Source organism: Longitalea arenae, assembly GCF_016924755.1.
In the GTDB taxonomy this organism is placed as follows: domain Bacteria; phylum Bacteroidota; class Bacteroidia; order Chitinophagales; family Chitinophagaceae; genus Niastella; species Niastella arenae.
This window is the reverse complement of the sequence record NZ_JAFFJX010000006.1, coordinates 135,845-156,904: the sequence shown is the minus strand read 5'-3', so window position 1 is coordinate 156,904 and position 21,060 is coordinate 135,845. Positions and strand designations below refer to the sequence as shown.

Sequence of the window (21,060 nt, the reverse complement as noted above, 5' to 3'; positions counted from 1 at the left end):
ACAGGGATTGATTCCTTAAACATATTAACCAGCTAATATGGCTCTATGCCTTTGTCCTGTATTGACTGCCGTGAAGAAAACAGCCGCCCTCTTCGTTGTTTTGTTCCTCCTTTCCTTTCCCGTATTTTCCCAGCATGCTGCTATTAAAGGTACAGTAATTGACACTTTGGAAAAAAGAAACCTTTCAAATACGGTGATCGCCTTATTGCGGCCAGCCGACTCAGTATTGGTATCTTTTACCCGCAGCAACAAGGATGGTAATTTTTCTATGCAAAATTTATCCCCGGGTAAATTCATTGTTTTGATGACCCGCCCCGCCTATGCCGATTATTACGACCGCATTGAGATAACCGCTGGCGGCACGCTTGATCTTGGTAAAATTTCCATGATCCTGAAAAGCCAGTTATTGCAGGAAGTTGTAGTTCAGCACAAATTAGGCGCTATTCGCATCAAGGGCGATACCACGGAATATATTGCCGATAGCTTCAAGCTGAGCGCCGGTGCTACGGTGGAAGATCTGTTGAAAAAATTACCCGGTATACAGGTAGATAAAGATGGTAAGATAACCGCCCAGGGTGAAACCGTGCAGAAAGTGCTGGTAGATGGCGAAGAGTTCTTCAGCGACGACCCCACGATCGCTACCCGCGGTTTAACAGCCGATGCGGTGGAGAAAGTGCAGAGTTTTGACAAGAAAAGTGATCAGGCCACTTTCACCGGCATCGATGATGGTGAGAAAACCAAGACCATTAACCTGCAGTTGAAAGAAGATAAAAAGCGCGGCTATTTTGGCAAGCTGGAGGCCGGAAGCGATGGGGACCGGTTCTGGAACAATAACCTCATGTTGAATGCATTTAAAGGAAAACGGAAATTATCCGCTTTTGGCATTATGTCGAATACCGGTAAAACGGGGCTCGACTGGCAGGAAGGTATGAACTATGGCGCCAACAATGTGGAAATGGGCGATGATGGTGCGGGTGGTACCTATGTATATATCGACGGCGGTGACGATGAATTTGGCTCCGGCAACTATTGGGGCGAAGGATTGCCTAAAGGCTGGAGTGCCGGCCTGCATTACTCCAATAAATGGAACGCCGATAAGATCCATTTGAACAGCGGTTATCAATATAATAAATTGAATACCGAGGCCCGGGGAAATACCTTCAGCCAGTATATTGTGAACGACAGCACCAATTTATTTGTGAATGAAACAGGCAATAGTTTCCGCAGCCGCGACAGGAACCGCATCAATGGTTTGTATGAGATTAAGATCGATTCTTTTTCGAGCGTGAAAATAACTGCGCAGGGATCCATCGGAAATAATTACAGTCATAATATTTACCGCAAGGAATCTTTGAACGACAATTACGACACCCTGAGCATTATCGACCGCGAAACCACCGTTGATGCGAACAACAAGAATTTCAATTCCTCTTTGTTATGGAAGCAAAGGTTCAAAAAAGCCGGCAGGACCCTGTCGGTATCGGCCCGGCAGCATTATACAGAGAATGCGGCCAGTGGTATCTACGCCTCAGATAACTATTTTTTCTCGAATGGCAGGCTCGATAGTCTTAAAGTGCTGGACCAGCATAAACGTACCGATAACATCACTTCGGCGATCAATGCACGGGCTACGTATACAGAACCGCTGTCGAAAAGGGCCTTGCTGGAATTCAATTACAGCATCGATAACAATCACCGGCAATCGCGCATTTCTACGCGGGAAAAGGCCAATCCGAATCTCAAAGAGTATGACCAGTATATTGATTCGTTAAGCAATGACTATAGCTTTAATGTGCTTACCCAATCGGGCGGTATCAATTACCGGTATGCAAAGCCTAAAAAGATAAGTTTTTCATTCGGGATGAATATTTCCAATGCCGTTTTCACCCGGAAGGACCTGAAAGCAGATTCGGCCATCGATTACAGCTTTACGAATTTCTACCCGCAGGCCAACCTGGTGTGGACCATGGGAAGTAATGGCAATCTGCGCTTCAATTATAACGGAAGCACCCAGGCGCCTTCCATTGACCAGATCCAACCGATTCAGGACATCACCGACCAGTTGAACATTCGCAGCGGTAATCCTGACCTGGAACAGGCTTTCCGGCATAATTTCAGCGTAACGTATAATAGTTACAAATTCCTGTCGGAACGCAGCATTTATGCGAATCTGAACTTTACGGCTATACAAAATGATTTCAGCACCCGGAACTTACTCGATACCAGAACCGGGCGTAACATTGCTATACCGGTGAATGTAGATGGCAATTACCGTGCGAATGGATGGTTTGGTTATTGGCAAAAAATTAAAAAATGGAATATCCGCACAGGCTTTAACGGGCGTTTTAATATTAATCACAATACCAATTTTATAAGAGATCAGGAGAATGAGAACGATAGTTATACGTTCGGCGGTGGTCCCAGGATCGGTTATGATAAAGAAAAGAAATTTGAGCTGTGGATCGGCACCGGTTTCTATCGCAATATCTCTAAAACATCATTGAGCAGCGGCCAGGTTACCCGCTACTGGACGCAGGAGCACAATGTGGACCTGCTGGTATTTCTGCCCTGGAAATTGGAGATCGGTACAAACTGCAATTTCAACTTCCGGCAAAAGACGAGTACGTTCGACAGGAACAATAATTCCATCCGGTGGAATGCCCGGCTCGACCGCAAGCTGTTTAAAAATAATGTAGCCCGGATACGCTTTTCAGCTAATGATATTTTGGATCAGAACATCGGTTTTAACCGGAATATCAACAGCAACTTTATTTCAGAAAGAACATACGACACTATAAGGCGGTATTTCATGCTCACATTCATCTGGAACTTCAGTAAAAACGGAAAACCGGCGGAATGGTAATATTGGTTAGCTAATGTGCTGATTAGCTAATGTGCTAATGAAATACAAATCACAAACTGAACAACTGAATAGTATATAAAAAATGAGAACATTCATATATTTCATAACGTTGTTGCTTCCTGGTATTTTACCTGCGCAGCAACAACAGTTCATAACCCGAGGAAAAATAGAGTATGAACGCAAGACCAATCAGCATGCTTTTATGGAAGAAGGCAGTGTATGGGATGAAGCGGCCAAAAAGAACATGCCCAAATTTGTAACTTATTATTATGACCTCACCTTCAGCGGCCATCGTACCTTGTTTCAAACGGGGCGCGACCCGGAAGTAAAACAGATGAAGTTCTGGGGCCTTTTTGAATCGGATAATACGATTGCCACCCAGCTGGACAGCAATTCCTCTGTGACGCAGCGAACTATTTTTGGCGATATCTACCTGGTGGCTGATTCGCTGCGGCATATAGACTGGAAAATAACCACCGAAATAAGAAAGATAGCGGGCTTCGATTGCCGCAAAGCGGTAGGCCGCGTAATGGACTCTGTTGTGGTGATCGCTTTTTACACGGATGACATCGTTACTCCGGGCGGCCCCGAATCTTTTAATGGATTGCCAGGCATGATCCTTGGCCTGGCTATCCCGAGATTACACACCACCTGGTACGCTACCAAACTGCAATTGGTTGAAGTAACCGATAAAGACCTGGTGGCGCCGAAAAAAGGAAAAAAAATGACCGGTGATAGCTACCGGTCAGAAATTAAAAAAGTATTGAAACAATGGGGCGAAGAAGGCGCCAAGCGCCAATTTCAGTTTTTGCTTTGACTACTTTGCCCATACGTCACTATATATAATGCCTTTCAAGAGTAGGCCGGAAATTTGACATTCGTACATATTTGCCAATCATGTGCCGGTTCTCAAGAAAAACCTGCGTCTGATCGACTTAGGTGGAAGGTCTCCCGCAGGCGGGTCACTTAGTTCTTGGTTTCATTATTATGGCTGCCCAGCACTTCATCGATCATGCCGAATGCCTGGGCTTCTGTTGCTTTCATCCAGTGATCGCGGTCACTGGCATCATGCACTTTCTGATAGGGCTGGCCGCTGTGTTTGGCAATGATGGTATACAATTCCTGCTGTAATTTTTTGATCTCATTCACGGTGATCTCTATATCGGAAGCGTTGCCCTGGATGCCCCCCGATGGTTGATGGATCATGACCCGCGCATGTTGTAATGCGGCACGTTTACCCCTGGCGCCGGCACACAGTAATACCGCACTCATAGACAAAGCGGTGCCTGTACAAATGGTGGCCACATCAGGGGTAATATATTGCATGGTATCGTAAATGCCCAGGCCGGCATATACCGATCCGCCGGGAGAATTGATATATAGCTGAATGTCGCGTTTGGCGTCGGCCGATTGCAGGAAGAGCAACTGCGCCTGAATGATATTGGCGATCTTATCGTCAACGGCATCGCCCAGAAATATGATGCGGTCCATCATGAGGCGGGAGAATACATCCATTTGCGCAACGTTCAATTGCCGTTCTTCGGTAATATAAGGGGTCATGGCCATGGGAATAAAGCGGTTCTGCATACGCGCAATGAAGCCATCTACATGCTGGCTGCCAATGCGGTGGTGGTGTACAGCATAGGCACGAAAATCCTGATGAATACTATTCATAGTTGATGTTTGTTTATTTATTTGAAAGTTCCAGGTTACAAGTTTCAGGCTACAGGGAGCCCCTGTTTCCGGATGCCGGTTTACTGGTTTCAAGCAGCCAACAGTCAGGTGCTTGCAATGAAGCCCTGCAACATGTAACCTGTAACTTGTAACGGTATTTTTTACCTGGCGGCAGAGTCCGCAGGTCAGAACAGTGACATTATTTTCCGGCGGAAAGAACTATGTTCAGGTTCCGTGAACAATTGTTGATGTACCGATTCAATTTCTGCTTTTAACTGGCGGCGGCAGTACTGGCGAATGATGGCGTAGGTTTTCTGCTGCCATAACAATTGCTCTTGCAGGGCGGGTTGCAGGATCAGCCTTGCTTCAAATAGTGCGCGATCTGCTTCACCGGCATATTTCAACAGATAATCGTCTATTTGTTTTATATCATTCAAGGAAGTCCTCATACGTTAATGATTTTTCTTTTACAAGATCTCTTACTTTTTCCAGGCATTTGTATTTCTGAACAGTGGCAGAGCGCTCACTGGAGAAGCCGAACCGGTTGGCAATTTTAGACATTGAGAGTTTGTCGTAATAAAAAGCCCGCAGCAATTCCATGCATTTTTTGCCGGAGCTCTGTAACAGATCGAGTAAGCGGTCGCCCGCTTTCAGATCGCCGGCTTCTTCGATAGCCAAACCCGCCATCGATCCGTCGAGGGCAATATGATGTTCTGTATGTTTTTTGGCCCAGAGATGTTTTGCAATGCCAAGGATATACGACCGTTCGCTGTACGACAATGTCAGATCCGACGTGGTGATCTTTTCATAATAGATCAGCAGCGCATCCTGGAAAAGATCCCTGGCTTCATCAAAGGAGCCGCCGCGGTTGCGCACATACTTTGCGACGAGCGGAAAAGCCTGCTGGTACAGCTGCATAAACAGGGCTCTTCGCTCAGTTGCATGATCTTCTATCACGGTTGATTGGAACATAGGCAAACGCTTTATATATATGTGCCCGTTTTCAGACAGATATCACCCAGAATTTACCAATTTATTTTCAGAAATACGCTAATTACGAACATAAAGAAGCATAAAAAAAGGGGCGCGCCGGCGTCCCCTTTTTATTATTGTATTTTAGATAATAAGAAACTCAGGCTCGTTTCCTCATTTCTTCCTGCAGTAACCTTTCAATTTCATTTCGAAGCCTGGTAAAGTATTTTGGGAAAGTGAATGCCGTGAGGCCATAAGCGCTGCCGGAAAATACTATAAAGATGGCAAGGGCAAATAGAAAAATAGCCCAGTTGAAACTTCCCATGATCCAGAAGCTCAGGCAGATCAATGCAGCGAACAAACCGGCTTTGATCAGCAGCCGCGACATATCTGCCTGCAAGCATACCACATAGTCGTTTTGCGTTTCTTCTATCGTAATTTTCCCAATGAGAAAATTCGAAAATCTATTGGTGAGCTTGTTCTGAAAAAAATTATACGGGTTATTTAAAAAGTATAGCGTGTTGTATTCCCTGGAGATATCGCTGATCTCCTGGTATTCCAGCTCCTGTTTGTAGATATCAATAAGCAAGGGCATGGAAATGTTAGGGAATTGCGCTTTGCTGAAAGTTGTGGTTGTCGTAAACATGGGGCCAGTTTTTGTCTTTTAATAAGACTAAAAAACTTGTGCCCGTGTTTGCTGACCAGGCAATTTTGGCTTTTTGTTATACATTACAAAGCGCCGGCTGCCCCTACTCCATTTTCAAATAGTTATTTACCTGATTGCCTATTTCATTGATCGTTAATAAGACCGCTTCTGTTTGTACCCGGTTGCGGGCTTCGGTAACATCCAGTTCCTCTTTCTTTTTGGCTGCCAGGAAATCGCGGGTAACAATGGTTGAAAAAGGGACCAGTCCCGTTCTTACATCCATTATGATCAGCTGCGTGGTCGCATAGGCTTTTATATTCGGACTCTTAAAGCTCCGGTATTTGGTGTAAATATCACTGTTAATAGCGTAGGCGACCACGATATCGGCCTGCATTCGAACAGCTGATTCCCGTATGGAGGTAAGCGATTGAGGAGATTTGGATACGAGCAGATCCGGGATGGCCATCATTTTAGCGATTCTCGGCGATTGTTTGAACCTGGCCGTAAAAGAATCGAGGAAAGCCTGTTGGCTTCTTAAATAGGCCTCATCACCCCAGGAATTCCAATAATATCTTCTTTGTGAGCTTTCGAGTTTGAGAATGGCTACCCGCAATTGCTGCGGCATTTTATAGGTGCCGTCGAGTATTTTTTGAATATTTTCTTCAGAAATGGTAGATGATTTGTCTGAGAACAGAGATTCCGTAATGGGTGGGCCGCCCGCTTCGTCACGGGAAAGATAACCGGAAGGACTGCAGGAGGAAATGGTAAGCGCAAGTACAATTACCGCCATTATGTTTTTCATGTTATAAGGGTTTGGCGTGTAAAATATAAAAAGGCCCAGGGAAATCAAAGGGTGAAACGAAAATGATTTAATATGAAAGCCAAAGCCTGCCGGAATGGTGGGCTTTGTAACTGCCAATGATATTTGAAAAAGGATTATTCAGCTTTTATCGATAGTGCATGGTAAAAGATATTCAACGGATCCCATTTGGCTTTCACCTGCTGCAGGCGCGGATAATTCTCTTTGTAATAGAACGTAGACCATGGAATGCCTGATTGGTTCCATTGAGCCTCAGTAAGGTCTGTATCGGGATGGTTGATCATGCAGCCATCGGTTTGTTCATTCGGAACGGGTACGCCGCCCCTATCGGCAAAAAGGTCTTTATAAAAATTACGAACCCAGTCAAGGCTGGCTGCTGCCCCTTGCGGACCAAGCCAACCTGTATTACAGGCAACATCCAGGATACTATCGCGTTGCGGAGATGCGGTGGCATCAGGCGCCAGGGAATTCACTTTACCACCATACGTTGCCATTGCCAGCATGCCGCCTATGCTCAGGTCTGCAGTCAGGTATTTCCAGGCAGTAGCAATCTGGCTCTCGGTAAATGGTTGGCGAAAGAAAGCGTCCTTTCCTTTCATGTGCACTTTGTCGAACCCTGTTTGAAACAATTCAGGAAAGGGATTTAACGCAAATTGTAACCAGGCGCTTATCTCAATCTGTTGGGTGTAGGGTAAACCAATGGGGCCTGCGATGTCGGCCAGGTGCTCGGTTATAAGGTGGGTGGCATTGGGTCCGGTAGCAAGTCCTTTGATCTCTATGCTGCCGAGGTTGCGATGATGTAAAAAGATCAGGCTGAACAAGCGCGAGAAAGGAGAATCCGGATGACTGTTCTCTAAAGCCCATGCACCAAAATTTTTCACGAGGTGGGTGAACGATGCTTCATCTATATGCTTCCAGTCCCACGACACGCGGAAGGTGGTAACAGATGTGGGTGCTTTTGGTAATGCAGCTGTTGGCTCAACGCCGGACGCATCGGGAGACCGTAACCAATAACGTGTAACAATGCCGAAGTTACCGCCGCCGCCGCCTGTATGAGCCCACCAAAGCGCACGGTTAGGATCATCTGTTTCCCTGGTAGCCACAACGCTATGGGCTTTGCCAGCGGCATCAACGGTCACCACTTCCACACCATACAGGTGATCTGCCGCCAGGCCATATTCGCGGCATAAAAAACCGAAAGCCCCACCCAAAATATGTCCGCCAACACCTATGCCCGGGTATTCACCGGCGGGGAGCAGCACACCCCAACCCAGGAACAAACGCCGGTAAAGTTCGCCCACCGTAGCGCCGGCTTCTACGGCAAAGGCTGACTTTTCGGTATCATAAGAGATCCGGGTCATCAGCGACATATCGATAAGCACCTGTACGGTTGGATCTGCCACAAAACCTTCGAGGCAATGGCCGCCACTGCGTACAACTGGCCGCCGTTTGGTGTTAACCGCATCCTGTACTGCTTCTATAACTTCATTCGTAGATTGAGGGAGAAAGATATACTCAGGGTTTCCTGCATAGCGTTTATTGAATCTTTTTTCCGCGAGGTCGGGATAACGTATGTCGTCGGGTGTGATCTTTTCCATGTGATAAATTTATAGAAAATCATATCACTATGGACAGGTTTATGCAACGCTCGCAACCGGGATCATTGTAGGAGCCAAATATTTCTACCTCAAGCAAAGCACTGCTTCTTCTATGACAAATGAATCGGCGGAACATTTCTCAGGGAACCGCCTGCCATTTTCTTTGCATTTGCTTCCTGCAGATCAATAGCAGGCTGTATCATTGTCCTGAACCTTTCTACTATTTCTGCCTGGGTTAATTGTGCTGCCAATTCTTTTGAAAAGACCAGCACTTCCACGTAGTTGTTTATGTCTTTCATACAATATAAACGTTTTAAAGAACACAAAGTTTACACTGAGATTCGGGGCAATTGCGTGAGCTACATCACTTTTGCAGGATACGCCATAACGCTAACGTATTATTAACAATTGAACGGAAGATCAACAGGCGATCCTTACTTATTGTAAGGCAATTAATTTAACGGCTCCGCCCAGCCCGGCCGGTTGCACTTTCCAATGGCTGGCATCGAAGTTCTTATAATTGATATTAACAAAGTTTATTTCATGATAATTGCGCCACACCTCCCCTTTGCGATCCATATCGCGGATGCGGTTGGCCATGAGATTACTTACTTCTATACGTAGCGTGTTGCTGCCTTCTTTCAGATAGTTGCCGACGCGCATTTCATAGGGCAGGCTCCAGATCAGTCCGGCGTCCTTGCCGTTGATGATCACCCTGGCTGATTCGTACAGTTTATCTAATTGCAGTAAATAATCAGCTGCTTTCTTTTTAATGGTAAAAGTGGTGGTGTATACACCGGTGCCGGAAAACGCCTGGGTGCTTGAATCGCTGGTGAGATCTGTCCAGGGTTGAATGTTGCTCAGTTCTTTGGGTGCAGGTAATTTCGGGCCGCCTTCTTTAAAATCAAGTGTCCAGCTGTTCTTTTCGAGATCGATGACTTCCCCTGCTGGTCTTTCATATTTATACAAAGGCGCTGATTCTATTTTGTTGCTCAAATTTATGATGATCGATTGTCCTGATTTTAACTGAAGCCTGAGAGCAGTTGTATTCGCTTTTGGCGTATGGGAAAGCCGATTGATGTCCCCGTTCAGGGGATCCATGCGCAACACCGTTCTGGCTGGCGCCTGTAAGGTTAGGGTTTCATCCAGATCATTTGCGGTATTATTCACGATGAAATAAAACTTACCTTCTGCTGATTGCCTGCGGATAAATTTTAAATCGCTGGCGGCCATTGGTTCGGGGGAAATTTGCAGATAGTGTAAAGCGCTGGTAACGTCCCCTACGATCAATTTGCCTTTTCCAACAGTAACTATCTGTGGCTGTGGTTTGGTTTCCGACATTTTCAAGCCGGTTATCAACGCTTTCAGCTCCTGTCTGCCTTTTTCTACTTCATGGAATCCGGGAATATCTTTGGGAAATGCTTCTACGATAACGGAAGCGCCTTCCCCGGCCAGCCGCAGTATATTCCGGAAAGTTGCTACCGGCATTTTTTCGCAGGCAGGAATAAGTAATACTTTGTGTTTGGCGCCTTTGTTCACCACCCTGAGCATGCCATTTTGAGCCTTTGCCTGGCCCAGCATGTTGTCGGAAGCAAAATCCAGGGAATAACCGGCGTTTTGCAAATGCACCACATGTTTGTAAAAATTGGTAGGATGCAGCCAGTGATCTACATCATGCACTTTCAGGGGCATATCCATGCCCTTTGCATCGTGCCAGGCATCGTATACCGGCCAGTAGATCAGGATCTCATTATCGGGTTCGCCCGACTGTAATACAGCCTGACAACGGGCTATATAATCATTCAATCCTTTTATATGTGGCCATAAACTGTTATAAGGCACAAAATTCACGGATGCATAGAATAACCAGCCTGGCCATTTTACATCATCCGGCGTGTATGTAGTTCCATGATAAAATACATGATTGATACCCGATAGAAAAACCTGGTCTACTTCTGGTTTACACTGGCTCCAGGAGGTTTTAAAATGTTCGGTGAGCCAGGTAAAGGTTTCACAGCTCGTCAGGGGTTTGCCATAGGCATGGGCAGCTGAAGAAGCAAACTTCAACATATTAGGATCCGGATCTACATTGCGAATATCGCCGCTGTCCCTTCTTAAACCACGAATCGGAAAGTAGCTGCTGCCAAAGGTTTCTGTCTCGGGAATATCAAAGGCGCCATAGAGGTCGAGCAGGTTGCCGGGCGAACCATGCGCCTGGTTTACGGAAAGGGTATTGCGTTTATTGGTCCATTGTGTAAACACGTTTGAAAAATTCTCCCGCATGAGATCGGCCAGTGTTTCCCGGTAATCTGATTTTAGTCTGGCAGTGGCATCATTCGTTGAATCGCCAGCCAGGAACTGGTTTAGATGATCCCGCAGATCATAACCGCGGCGTTTTAAAAACTCATTAAAGAAGCCGGGCGTCCAATCGGCGTTATACACTTCATAGCTGTCGTTAAAAAATGCTTTAACCCCATGTGATGAGTTGCCGAAGGCGGTATCGAAGATCCTGAAATAATTCGCGGTTGCTTCTGTAGAAAAATGGTCGATGGTATAACCTTCCCCGCCCGGCGCGGCTCTTTTTACCGCCTGCCTGGTTTTACCCGTGAACAATGCATAGAGTTTCAGATCGCCGGTGGTATTGAATTGTAAATTGCCATTGGCATCTACTTTATCGGTTAAGTGAATGGCCTGGCCATTTTTATTGAATCCCACGAGGGCGCTCAGTTTGGCAAAGCCCTGCTGCTTCGGGTCTTTTATACTGATCTTTTCCGCAAAAGGTGTATTGGCTTTCCAGTCGTATTGCTGCACAAATAATTTGGATGCTGCGTCTTCTATGGTAACGTGGCTGCCGCCAATCGGCCAGCCTGACCCTACAGAGATATACACCCCCATGTTCAGGGCATTTGATCGCTGAACGGTGTGGTCGAGCATTTTCATCCATTGCGGCGATAAATATTTTATATAGCGGTCTTCGTATCCTTTGGCGCCATAAATGGGAACGATCTCTACGCCGCCAAAACCTGTTTCGTTCATTTGCTGTAAAGAGGAGCTGATGCTTTTTTCGTCAACAGCGCTGCCCATCCACCACCATCGTGTCCAGGGTTTGGTTTGCTGGTTAATAACAGGCCATTTTGTTTGTGCTGAAAGAGGTGATGCCAGTGCGATCACACAGCAGGCAAGTATCGTATGCTTCAACATCCGGCTAATTTAATGGAATTAGCTGTGCATGCCATCCTATACTGTCGGGTTACACCGGCTTGGAGTCGTTCCTGAATGAATTTAGCGTATGGTACGCTACTTTTTTTAAATTATACATTAGTTTGTTGAAGTTTGGTTGCTTGTTTTTAGCATTTCATCTTACTTTTCTTACTTTTCATGCTCAATTTGTAAAATTAGACATTCCGTTTACCGGGTTCGGGTTTGGCTGGAAGCATTCAGTTTTACTCTTTTGATCTTCGCTGTTCAATTTGTAAGAATGAGTATTCCTATATTAATGTTCGGCTTTTATGGCAGCATTCCATTTGACTTTTTTTATTTTGGCTGCTCCATTGGTTCAATGAAACAATACTATATTCGGATCATACTGTTCTTTAGTAGAATGGTATTACCGTTTTTTATGATCCGGTATATCCATTGACGAATGATGAGCAACTTTTTTTAATGTACGCCGCTCTTTTGTTGAATAGCGGCGCACTTTGCCTTAAGTAAGCCGTCAGTTTGTTGAAGTACGCGCTACTTTGCGTAATTGCATATAGAAACCGGCAAATAAGCTGCTGCATTTGACCATTGATCAAGAGAAAATGAAAAATAATTACTAAACCTGACCAATGTTTAATAGCATCCTGTTAATTAAACAAGGAAATTGAAAAAAGTGCAATAGGATCTGCAAAAAGCACTAGGGAAGAATGAAAAAGCAGCAAGCAACATTAACTAAATAAATTGCAGGTACTCGTTTTCAGAGTATTCCAGAGCGCTGCGGCCGTTTTAATTAGTCGCTTATTTGCCTTTACCGCGGCTTCAGCTCCGCCACCCACAGCGTTTTGCCCGGCACTTTCAGCTTGTTCGTGATATCCTTTTGGGTACTGTCGATTACGCTGCGTGCTTTGGTAAATGGCTTCGTTCTTTCTTCAAACCGGCGCATATCAAGTTCCTTTTCCTGATCAGCGGCATTCATAATACACATGATCGTTTGCTGGGTATCATACCTGAAATATACATACACCCCATCTTCGGGCACATACTGCATCAATTTGCCGGTTTTAAGGGCGCTGGAATTTTTGCGAAAATTAGCGAGTGTTCTTACATAGTGGTGAACGTCGTTTTCTGCGTCTGTTCTGCCGCCTGGCTCAAATTTGTTGGACGCATCGCCCGGCCAGCCACCAGGAAAATCAAGCCGTACGAGGCCATCGGGATTGGCAAAATTCTTCATGAGAATTTCTGTTCCATAATACAATTGCGGAATACCACGAAAAGTAAGCAACCAGGCCAATCCCATTTTTAGTTTGGCAATGTCCTCCCCTACTATGCTGAAGAAACGGCTCAGGTCGTGGTTGTCTAAAAACAACACGTTCTTCATGGCATCGGTATAAACAAAATCATTGGTGGCGGTTAAGTACAGCCGGTTCACCCCTTCCGTCCAGCCAAAGCCCTGGGTCAGGGCCGGCACAATGCCATACAGATTGAGTTGAAAATCGGTTACCCCGGGCAGATTGCTTTTATACGGCATATTGTACCGGTTACGGACAAAGAAACTTTGGTTGGGAATGCCATGCACCCAGGTTTCGCCAAACAGATGCAGTTGCGGATATTCGTCCAGCAAAGCTTTGTTGCAACGGTTCATGAAATCAAGGTCATTATAGGCATAGGTATCGATTCGCCAGCCATCGAGGCCGAATTCTTCGGTGCACCAGATAGCATGTTGAATGAGAAAACTGGCTGCGTATGGATTGCCCTGGTTCAGATCGGGCATCACCTGGGTAAACCAGCCATCGCTCATTCTCTTTTTATCAATAAGTGCGGCATAAGGGTCCATCAGCACCTGGTCTTTGTACGTGGTATTGGTGTAGGCGGGCCACCAGTGAAACCAGCTGCTGTCGGGCATATCGCGGTATAAAAAATGTTCAATGCCTATATGGTTATACACGGCGTCCTGGATGATCTTCATGCCGCGTTTGTGTATACTGTCGATCAATTCATGGTAGGCTTTGGCGCCGCCCAACCTTGGGTCGATGGTATAATGATCGGTGAATGCATAACCGTGTTCGGTGCGGTCGGGCATATCGTTGAGCAACACGGGGTTCAACCAGATAGCGGTCACCCCTAATTGCTGCAGGTAGCCGAGGTGGTTCTGAATGCCTTTCAGATCGCCGCCATGGCGTTTAAAATAATCTGACCGGTCAAGGCTTTGATCGCGCAATCCTGTAATGCGGTCATTGTTTGCATCGCCATTGCTGAAGCGGTCGGGCATTATAAGGTAAATAAAGTCTTCAGAAGTAATGCCCTGAATGCGGGTCTTTCCATTCTGGGTGCTGCGCGGCTTCAAGGTATACGGCATTTGCGTCACCCGGGTAGCACCGTTATTAAAATTGAATATTAATTTACCGGGCGCGGCTGTTCTGCTGATCTCAAGGTAAATGCTCAGGTAATTGGGATTTTTGTAGGTATGTATGCTGGTGAGTTTAACACCTGCATAGGGCTTGAGCGTTACCTGCCGGGCCGACCGGATATCAGGCGCCCGCACCAGCAATTGCAATTTGGTCTGTTTCATGCCCACCCACCAATGCGATGGGTATACCTGCAGGCTATCCTGTGCCGAGACATGTACTACCCATAAAAAAGAGATAAACCAAAGCAGTTGTTGCTTACAGCAAGTCTTCATGTGTTTTTTCTTTTACAATGAATGCGCAAATAATTCCTGCTATGATCAGTAAGCCGCCACCGATCTGCACGGCCAATAAGCGGTCATTATGTAAGAACGATTGCATGATCTTGCCAAAGAAGAGGGAGGCAATGATCTCTGGCAGCACGATAAAGAAATTAAAGATGCCCATGTAGATGCCGATCTTGTTCGCGGGCAAGTGGCCGGCCAGCATGGAATATGGCATCGACAAAATAGAGGCCCAGGCAATACCAACCATACTCATAGATATATATAGCATTCCCGGGTCACTGATATATTTGACGGTGGTTAAGCCGATACCGCCAATGATGAGGCAAAAAGTATGGGTCATTTTTTTGCCCAGTTTAGCCACCCAGAAGGAAAGGGTCAGCGAAAACAAAAAGGTCACCAGGTTGAGCACCGAGGAAGTGGCATTGGCATGCTCGATACCGCGCGTATATATTTCGTTGGAGGTCTCCGGATCGCCTTGGAAGATATCGCGCGCCACACCGGTTGTGTAGTAAAACCACATGAGGAAAAGGCCCGGCCATGTAAGGAACTGTACCAGCGCCAGCTTTTTCATTTGGGCGGGCATATGCATTACCGATGCCGTGATCTCTTTTACAGCGCCGCTGAAGCCGCTGCCATGTTCGGCATTCAGTTGTTGGCGCCAGTTGGGATCGGCAGGCGGATATTCCTTACTGCGCAGCACGGTGTATAATACCGCCACGAGGAACATAATGCCCCCTATGTAAAAGGACCACATGATATTTTGGGGAATGCCACCGGCTGCTTTTTCCCTCGACACACCAAACCAGTTTACCAGCAAGCCGGGTAAGAATCCGGCAATGAAAGCGGCTGCGCCTATAAACATACTTTGCATGGCATAACCAAAGGGCCGCTGCCTTTCATTGAGGTTATCGGCAACGAAGGCCCGAAACGGTTCCATACTAACATTGATGCATGAGTCCAGGATCCACAGGGTGCCGGCAGCCATCCAAACGGCCGAGGAGTTGGGCATGATAAAGAGGGCGATGGAACTTAAAATGGCGCCGATCAAAAAATAGGGTCTTCTTCTACCCCAGGTAGGATGCCAGGTGCGATCGCTGAGGTAACCGATAATGGGTTGAACAATGAGCCCGGTCATGGGGGCTGCCAGCCATAAGCCGGGGATCTGTTCGGCTGACGCGCCCAGGTATTCATAAATGGCGCTCATGTTATTCATTTGTAACGACCAGCCAAACTGTATTCCAAAGAAGCCGAAACACATATTCCAGATCTGCCAGAAATTAAAATGGGGTTTTGCCTGTACGGCCTGTTCGGTGTCCAATACAATGGGGGATGGTTCCATATGCAATCGCTTTGAGTGGGTACAAGTTACAAGAAAAAAACACATTGTTCATAGTTCTCAGTTCATAGTTCTCAGTTCATCCTTCACAGTTCCCGGGCCATAGGTCCCCCGGGTAAAGCGCCTGCCGATTGGCCATTGCCTATTGTTTCCGGACAGTGATCGTATCGAAATCGTACAGTTGCCGAAAGGCCCTGGGGATAGCGCATTGATTATTACCGGAATATTTTCCGGCACCGGCTTGGATACCTTAATGGGGAATGATTAACGTGTAGTGTTAAACGCATTATGCGGAGGCCGTGTTGGCGAACGGTGAATAGCGTAATAAGCAACAGCGCACATGAGTCTTATATAGGTTATCAGTAGTTATTGGGAAAAGCCCGATCTGTTGTGTGGTCGGGCTTATTTGTGCCCACCAGCCCCCTAAAGGAGGAGAGCTGCCAAGTTTTAAAAAGCATAATAAATTGTCAACCTGCTGGCCAAGCTGAGATCAAAACAAAAAGGCATGTTACCATCAGATAACATGCCTTTTTATTAAAGACAGTGTAGTTTTAATAAACACTTTCCAAAGTGCGCCAGCAGCTCCCCTTCAGGGGGGCTGTTATATCACAAACCCATCAGGTAAAATAGAACCTTTTTTCACTACGACAATTCCGTCTTTTATGGTGTATAACGAATGATCAGTATTCTCGAGGTGATTGCTGCCATTGATACGTACGTCGTTCCCGATGCGGCAGTTCTTGTCTACAATGGCATTGCGGATATAACAACGTTCGCCGATACCGAGTTTTGGCAATCCCCGCTCAACGGAATGCTGCATTTCTTCAATGGTCTCAAAGTAATCGGAGCCCATAATGTAGCTGCTGACCACTGTTGTGCCATGCCCAATGCGGCTGCGGATGCCGATCACGCTGTTCTCAATGCGGCTGGCATTGATGATGCTGCCTTCTGCAATGATGGTTTTTTCAAGCGTGGTGCCGCTTATTTTGGCCGGTGGCAGCATGCGGGCGCGGGTATATACGGCATTGCTGTTATCGAATAAGTTGAAGGGCGGTATATCCTGGGTGAGCGCCAGGTTGGCCTCAAAGAACGAATAGATATTTCCAATATCGGTCCAGTACCCGTCGTACTCGTAACTCATTATTTTATGCACACCGATCGATTTGGGGAGGATCTCCTTACCAAAGTCGGTAGCATTTTTATGTTCATCGAGCAACTGATCAAACATCAGTTTGCGGTTGAAAATATAGATGCCCATGGACGCCAGGTACACCCGGCCCTGCTTTTGCATTTCTTCGCTGGTTTCGCTTTTCCAGCTGGGCAACAGGTCCTGTTTGGGTTTTTCAATAAAAGAAGTAATGTGGCCATCGGGATCGGCTTTCAGGATACCAAAGTCAGATGCTTCCTTGGCAGGCACCGGAATAGTGGCAACGGAAATGTCGGCACCAGACTCGCGGTGTTTGTTGATCATGTCCTGGAAGTCCATCTGGTATAACTGATCGCCTGATAATATTAAAACATATTCGAAGTCGTGCTGGCTGAGGTGACGTAGAGATTTCCGTACAGCATCGGCTGTGCCCTGGTACCACGAGGGGTTATCGGGTGTTTGCTCTGCCGCCAGGATATCCACGAAGGCGCTGCTGAAGATACTGAAGTGATAGGTGTTTTTAATGTGTTTGTTCAACGATGCCGAGTTAAACTGCGTTAAAACGAACATGCGGTTGATACCGGAGTTAATACAGTTTGAAATGGGAATGTCTACCAAACGATACTTTCCGGCAATAGGCACAGCGGGTTTTGAACGGCTGGCGGTCAGGGGATACAGCCTTGTACCGGCTCCACCTCCCAGAATGACAGCAATCACTTGTTTGCTCATCTGATGTTTTTTTTCGAGTTCTTAATTCTCAGGTCACAGTTCTTAGTTCCTTAGCTATTGGGTCATTAAGTTATTATCCGCCTGAACAACCTGATAACTAATGAACTTAATAACTTGAAATCTTACTTCTTTCTTAAAGTTATACAATAATTATATTACTAGCGCAGCATACACATCAATATAATGTTTGACACTTGTCTCCCAGCTAAAATCAAGCTTCATCATATGTTGCCGGATGCGATGCATTTTTTCTTTATCGTGGTATAATTCAGCTGCCCGCCATACCGCATGCGTTATATCCTGAACGCTTGCATGATTGTAACAGATGCCGTAACCGTTTACATCACCAATATCAATAACGGTATCTCTTAGTCCACCTGTACGGCGTACCATTGGTATGGTACCATACCGCATCGAATACATCTGGTTCAGTCCGCATGGTTCTACCCGTGAAGGCATTAACAAAAAATCAAGCCCGGCATACATGGTATGACTTAACCCTTCGTTATAACCGATAAATACATTATAATCGTATTGCGATAAAGGTTTTAGCGCATTCAATCCGGCTTCAACTTCGGGGAAGCCACTGCCCAATACGAGGAAATTCATGCGCCTGCCAATGTAGTAAAATGAATCGCCGATCACCTGTGGCAAGAGGTCGGCTCCTTTCTCGCCAACCAGCCGCCCGATAAAACCGATGAGCGGTTTATCAAAATCAAGGCTGAACTGGTCGCACAATAACATTTTATTTTTTGCCTTGCCGGCTTCGAGGTCTGCTATAGAATAATGGTGTTGCAAATAGGTATCTTCCCTTGGGTCCCATACTTTGTCGTCGATGCCATTGAGGATGCCTATGCATTTGCCTTTTTCATACTCGAACAGGGCTTCCAGCCCATTGCTCATGTATCTAAGTTCGGCCAGATAGCTGGGACTTACCGTGGTCACTATATCGGCGCATTTAATGGCGCTGGCAAGGGGGTTGATGGTATTGTTCCAGTCGAGCATGCCCCATTTCCACATATCCCATTGGGGGATCAGGATACTGCGGCTCCAGGGCATCCAACCCTGGTATTGAGCATTATGAATGGTAAGCACTGTTTTTATGCCTGCGAGTGACCTGTACTTCAGGCAATGCCTTACCATAAATGGTATTAATCCGGTATGATGATCGTGCACATGGAGAATATCGGGTTTTTGTGCCCAGGCATTCAGCCAGTCGAGCACACAGATCTGAAAAGCGGTAAAACGTTCGGTGTCGTCATTATAGCCATACACTTTTTCGCGATCGAGCAAACCGTTCACATCTACGAGGTAGAGCTCAAAGCCCAGTTTATCGGACTTTTCTTTTATGATGGTAAATTCAAACCACCAGTTGCCCATGTTGGTGTGGCCTTTATGCACTACGTCCCAATCATTGGCATATAAAAATTTCGTCCGGTACATAGGCATTACCACCCGGGCCGTATGGCCCAGCTCATTCATGTACTTTGGTAAGGCCCCTACTACATCTCCCAACCCTCCTGCCTTAGCTACTGGGTAACATTCCGCGCTTACATGTAAAATATCCATTCGTGACAGCCATTTTAAATAATGATTCCAGTTGGTTGTATTGGCTCTAAGCTACTGAATAAATTATGAAAGTATATCACAACCGACACAGATATAAAAAAAATGATTACAAACAGAACTGCGTATGACACCGGTATGTGTGCTGGTTTGCACCAGGTATAAACAGGGAGAATATAAAAATTTGTGCCTGCAAGCTGCTAAAGCGGTAACTTGGCAATTTGAATTGCAACAAAGCTAAAACAGTCGCTGCCGGCATTGGCAAAAATCTTATTACTTTTAAAAAAATCTTTTGACTAAAACCAACCTTTAAATGAGCCAACAAACCAAATGGTCGCAATTTGCTGTACTGATCTCTGTATTCTTTTTCTGGGGATTCGTTGCTGCCAGTAACGATATTCTGATCCCGGTTTTCCGGGAAAAACTGAACCTGGCGCCCTGGCAATCGCAAATGATCTCCTTTGCATTTTATGTAGCGTATACTGTTGGTTCTGTTATTTACTACCTGATCAGTAGAGCTACCGGCGGCGATATTCTTAATAAAATTGGCTATAAGAATGGTATTGCCCTCGGACTGGTGGTTTCTGCATTGGGTACCCTGCTCTTTTACCCTGCTGCTGAAACCGAATCCTTCCTGATCATGATCACGGGTTTATTTATCGTGGGACTGGGCTTTTCCCTGCAACAAACGGCTGCCAATCCACTAGCCATTGTAATGGGAGATCCCAAAACCGGCTCGCAGCGTTTAAGCATGGCTGGCGGTATCAATAACCTGGGTACTACCCTGGGACCGGTGATCGTAAGTTTGGCGATCTTTGGTTCGGTAACCGGCGGTGCTGCTGCAAAAGTGGCCGATATTGGCGCCGTAAAAGTGCCCTACCTGGTCTTGGGCGCCGCCTTTATCCTGGTAGCCATCATATTTAAGATCTCTCCTATTCCCAATAAGATCGAACATGCCGATGATACCAGTAAGGTGGCTACGCCTACTGATATTGCCAGCCCTATGGTTGCCACAAAAAGAAGTGCACTGAACTATTCCCAATTGTGGCTGGGTATGATCGGCATTTTTATCTATGTAGGGGTAGAAGTGGCTACGGCCAGTAACCTGCCGCAGTTCATGAGCGAACACCTGAAAGATGAGAATGGCAATCCTTTTCCTACGGAAAGTATTGCACCCTGGGTTTCGTTGTACTGGGCCAGCCTGATGATGGGCCGCTGGACTTCCTCCATTGGTGCATTTCCCATTGGCGCCAGTATGAAATCTGTGCTTCGTTTTGTTATGCCTTACCTGGCATTTGGCGTTTTCCTGCTCATCAATAAGATCGCGAATCACGATGTAACGCCATTTTATATATACGCTGCCGTGATCGTTGCCCTGATCATTGGCGATCTCTTGAGCCGCGGTAACCCCGCCCGGCAATTGCTGATCTTCTCAGCCCTCGGAATGGCCGGTTTGATCATCGGGATGCTGGCTGATGGCTGGATCAGTGTATATGCCTTCACCAGCGTAGGTTTGTTCTGTTCTACCCTGTGGCCCTGTATCTTTACCCTGGCCATTGCCGGGCTTGGACGGCATACCAACGAAGGCGCCAGCTTCCTGATCATGATGATCATGGGTGGTGGATTCATCAGTTTGTTGCAGGGTTGGCTGGCCGGCCCCGAAGTGATCGGTATCCAGGCTTCCTTCATCGTAGGCGTGCTTTGTTTTGCTTACCTCGCTTTCTATGCGATTCGCGCCAAAGCGATCCTGAAAAGACAAGGCATTGATTATGACAAACTAGAGAGTGCAGGAGGCCATTAATTACATAAATAGATG

At 46.3% G+C, this 21,060-nt stretch carries 15 protein-coding genes; 3 read left to right on the top strand and 12 right to left on the bottom strand.

The annotated features are described in order from the left end of the window. The first annotated feature begins 37 nt into the window (after positions 1-37). Together JT717_RS15375 and JT717_RS15370 are read left to right on the top strand one after the other, a co-directional pair. Complete coding sequence (locus tag JT717_RS15375) at positions 38-2,863, top strand: TonB-dependent receptor (RefSeq protein WP_205511380.1); 2,826 nt, start codon at positions 38-40, stop codon at positions 2,861-2,863. Positions 2,864-2,945: 82 nt separating this feature from the next. Then, positions 2,946-3,680 carry a GLPGLI family protein gene (locus tag JT717_RS15370; protein WP_205511379.1) on the top strand — a complete coding sequence of 245 codons (735 nt, stop codon included), beginning with the start codon at positions 2,946-2,948 and terminating at the stop codon, positions 3,678-3,680. A gap of 149 nt (positions 3,681-3,829) precedes the next feature. On the opposite strand, the gene JT717_RS15365 is transcribed toward JT717_RS15370, so the two are convergent. The 12 genes from JT717_RS15365 to JT717_RS15310 all read right to left on the bottom strand — a co-directional run bounded on the left by JT717_RS15365 (position 3,830) and on the right by JT717_RS15310 (position 19,247). Further along, entirely contained in the window at positions 3,830-4,537 is a 708-nt protein-coding gene (locus tag JT717_RS15365; RefSeq protein WP_240348128.1) for an ATP-dependent Clp protease proteolytic subunit, read from the bottom strand. 185 nt (positions 4,538-4,722) lie between these two features. Beyond that, positions 4,723-4,986, bottom strand: coding sequence for a hypothetical protein (locus tag JT717_RS15360; RefSeq protein ID WP_205511378.1), 264 nt, complete (start codon positions 4,984-4,986; stop codon positions 4,723-4,725). Then, positions 4,967-5,509 carry an RNA polymerase sigma factor gene (locus tag JT717_RS15355; protein ID WP_205511377.1) on the bottom strand — a complete coding sequence of 181 codons (543 nt, stop codon included), beginning with the start codon at positions 5,507-5,509 and terminating at the stop codon, positions 4,967-4,969. The genes JT717_RS15360 and JT717_RS15355 overlap by 20 nt, the downstream gene beginning before the upstream one ends. Positions 5,510-5,669: 160 nt before the next feature. Next, positions 5,670-6,155, bottom strand: a complete 486-nt coding sequence (locus JT717_RS15350; protein WP_205511376.1) for a hypothetical protein — start codon at positions 6,153-6,155, stop codon at positions 5,670-5,672. A gap of 103 nt (positions 6,156-6,258) precedes the next feature. Further along, positions 6,259-6,957, bottom strand: coding sequence for a hypothetical protein (locus tag JT717_RS15345; protein ID WP_205511375.1), 699 nt, complete (start codon positions 6,955-6,957; stop codon positions 6,259-6,261). Positions 6,958-7,091: 134 nt separating this feature from the next. Next, positions 7,092-8,573, bottom strand: a complete 1,482-nt coding sequence (locus JT717_RS15340; RefSeq protein ID WP_205511374.1) for an FAD-binding oxidoreductase — start codon at positions 8,571-8,573, stop codon at positions 7,092-7,094. A gap of 110 nt (positions 8,574-8,683) precedes the next feature. Continuing rightward, entirely contained in the window at positions 8,684-8,872 is a 189-nt protein-coding gene (locus JT717_RS15335; RefSeq protein ID WP_205511373.1) for a hypothetical protein, read from the bottom strand. 139 nt (positions 8,873-9,011) lie between these two features. Further along, positions 9,012-11,774, bottom strand: a complete 2,763-nt coding sequence (locus JT717_RS15330) for a glycosyl hydrolase (protein ID WP_205511372.1) — start codon at positions 11,772-11,774, stop codon at positions 9,012-9,014. An 808-nt stretch (positions 11,775-12,582) separates the two neighbouring features. Next, a complete protein-coding gene (locus JT717_RS15325) occupies positions 12,583-14,454 on the bottom strand; it encodes a glycoside hydrolase family 13 protein (protein WP_205511371.1) in 1,872 nt (623 codons plus the stop codon). Beyond that, positions 14,438-15,805, bottom strand: a complete 1,368-nt coding sequence (locus JT717_RS15320; protein WP_205511370.1) for an MFS transporter — start codon at positions 15,803-15,805, stop codon at positions 14,438-14,440. The genes JT717_RS15325 and JT717_RS15320 overlap by 17 nt, the downstream gene beginning before the upstream one ends. A 598-nt stretch (positions 15,806-16,403) precedes the next feature. Next, a complete protein-coding gene (locus JT717_RS15315) occupies positions 16,404-17,678 on the bottom strand; it encodes a glucose-1-phosphate adenylyltransferase (protein ID WP_205511369.1) in 1,275 nt (424 codons plus the stop codon). 150 nt (positions 17,679-17,828) lie between these two features. Further along, the gene (locus JT717_RS15310) at positions 17,829-19,247 is read right to left on the bottom strand and encodes a glycogen synthase (RefSeq protein WP_205511368.1); all 1,419 of its coding nucleotides are present in this window, start codon (positions 19,245-19,247) and stop codon (positions 17,829-17,831) included. A 310-nt stretch (positions 19,248-19,557) separates the two neighbouring features. On the opposite strand from JT717_RS15310, the gene JT717_RS15305 reads away from it, so the two are divergent. Next, positions 19,558-21,045 (top strand): MFS transporter, encoded by a 1,488-nt coding sequence (locus JT717_RS15305; RefSeq protein WP_205511367.1) that lies wholly within the window; start codon positions 19,558-19,560, stop codon positions 21,043-21,045. Positions 21,046-21,060 lie beyond the last annotated feature (15 nt).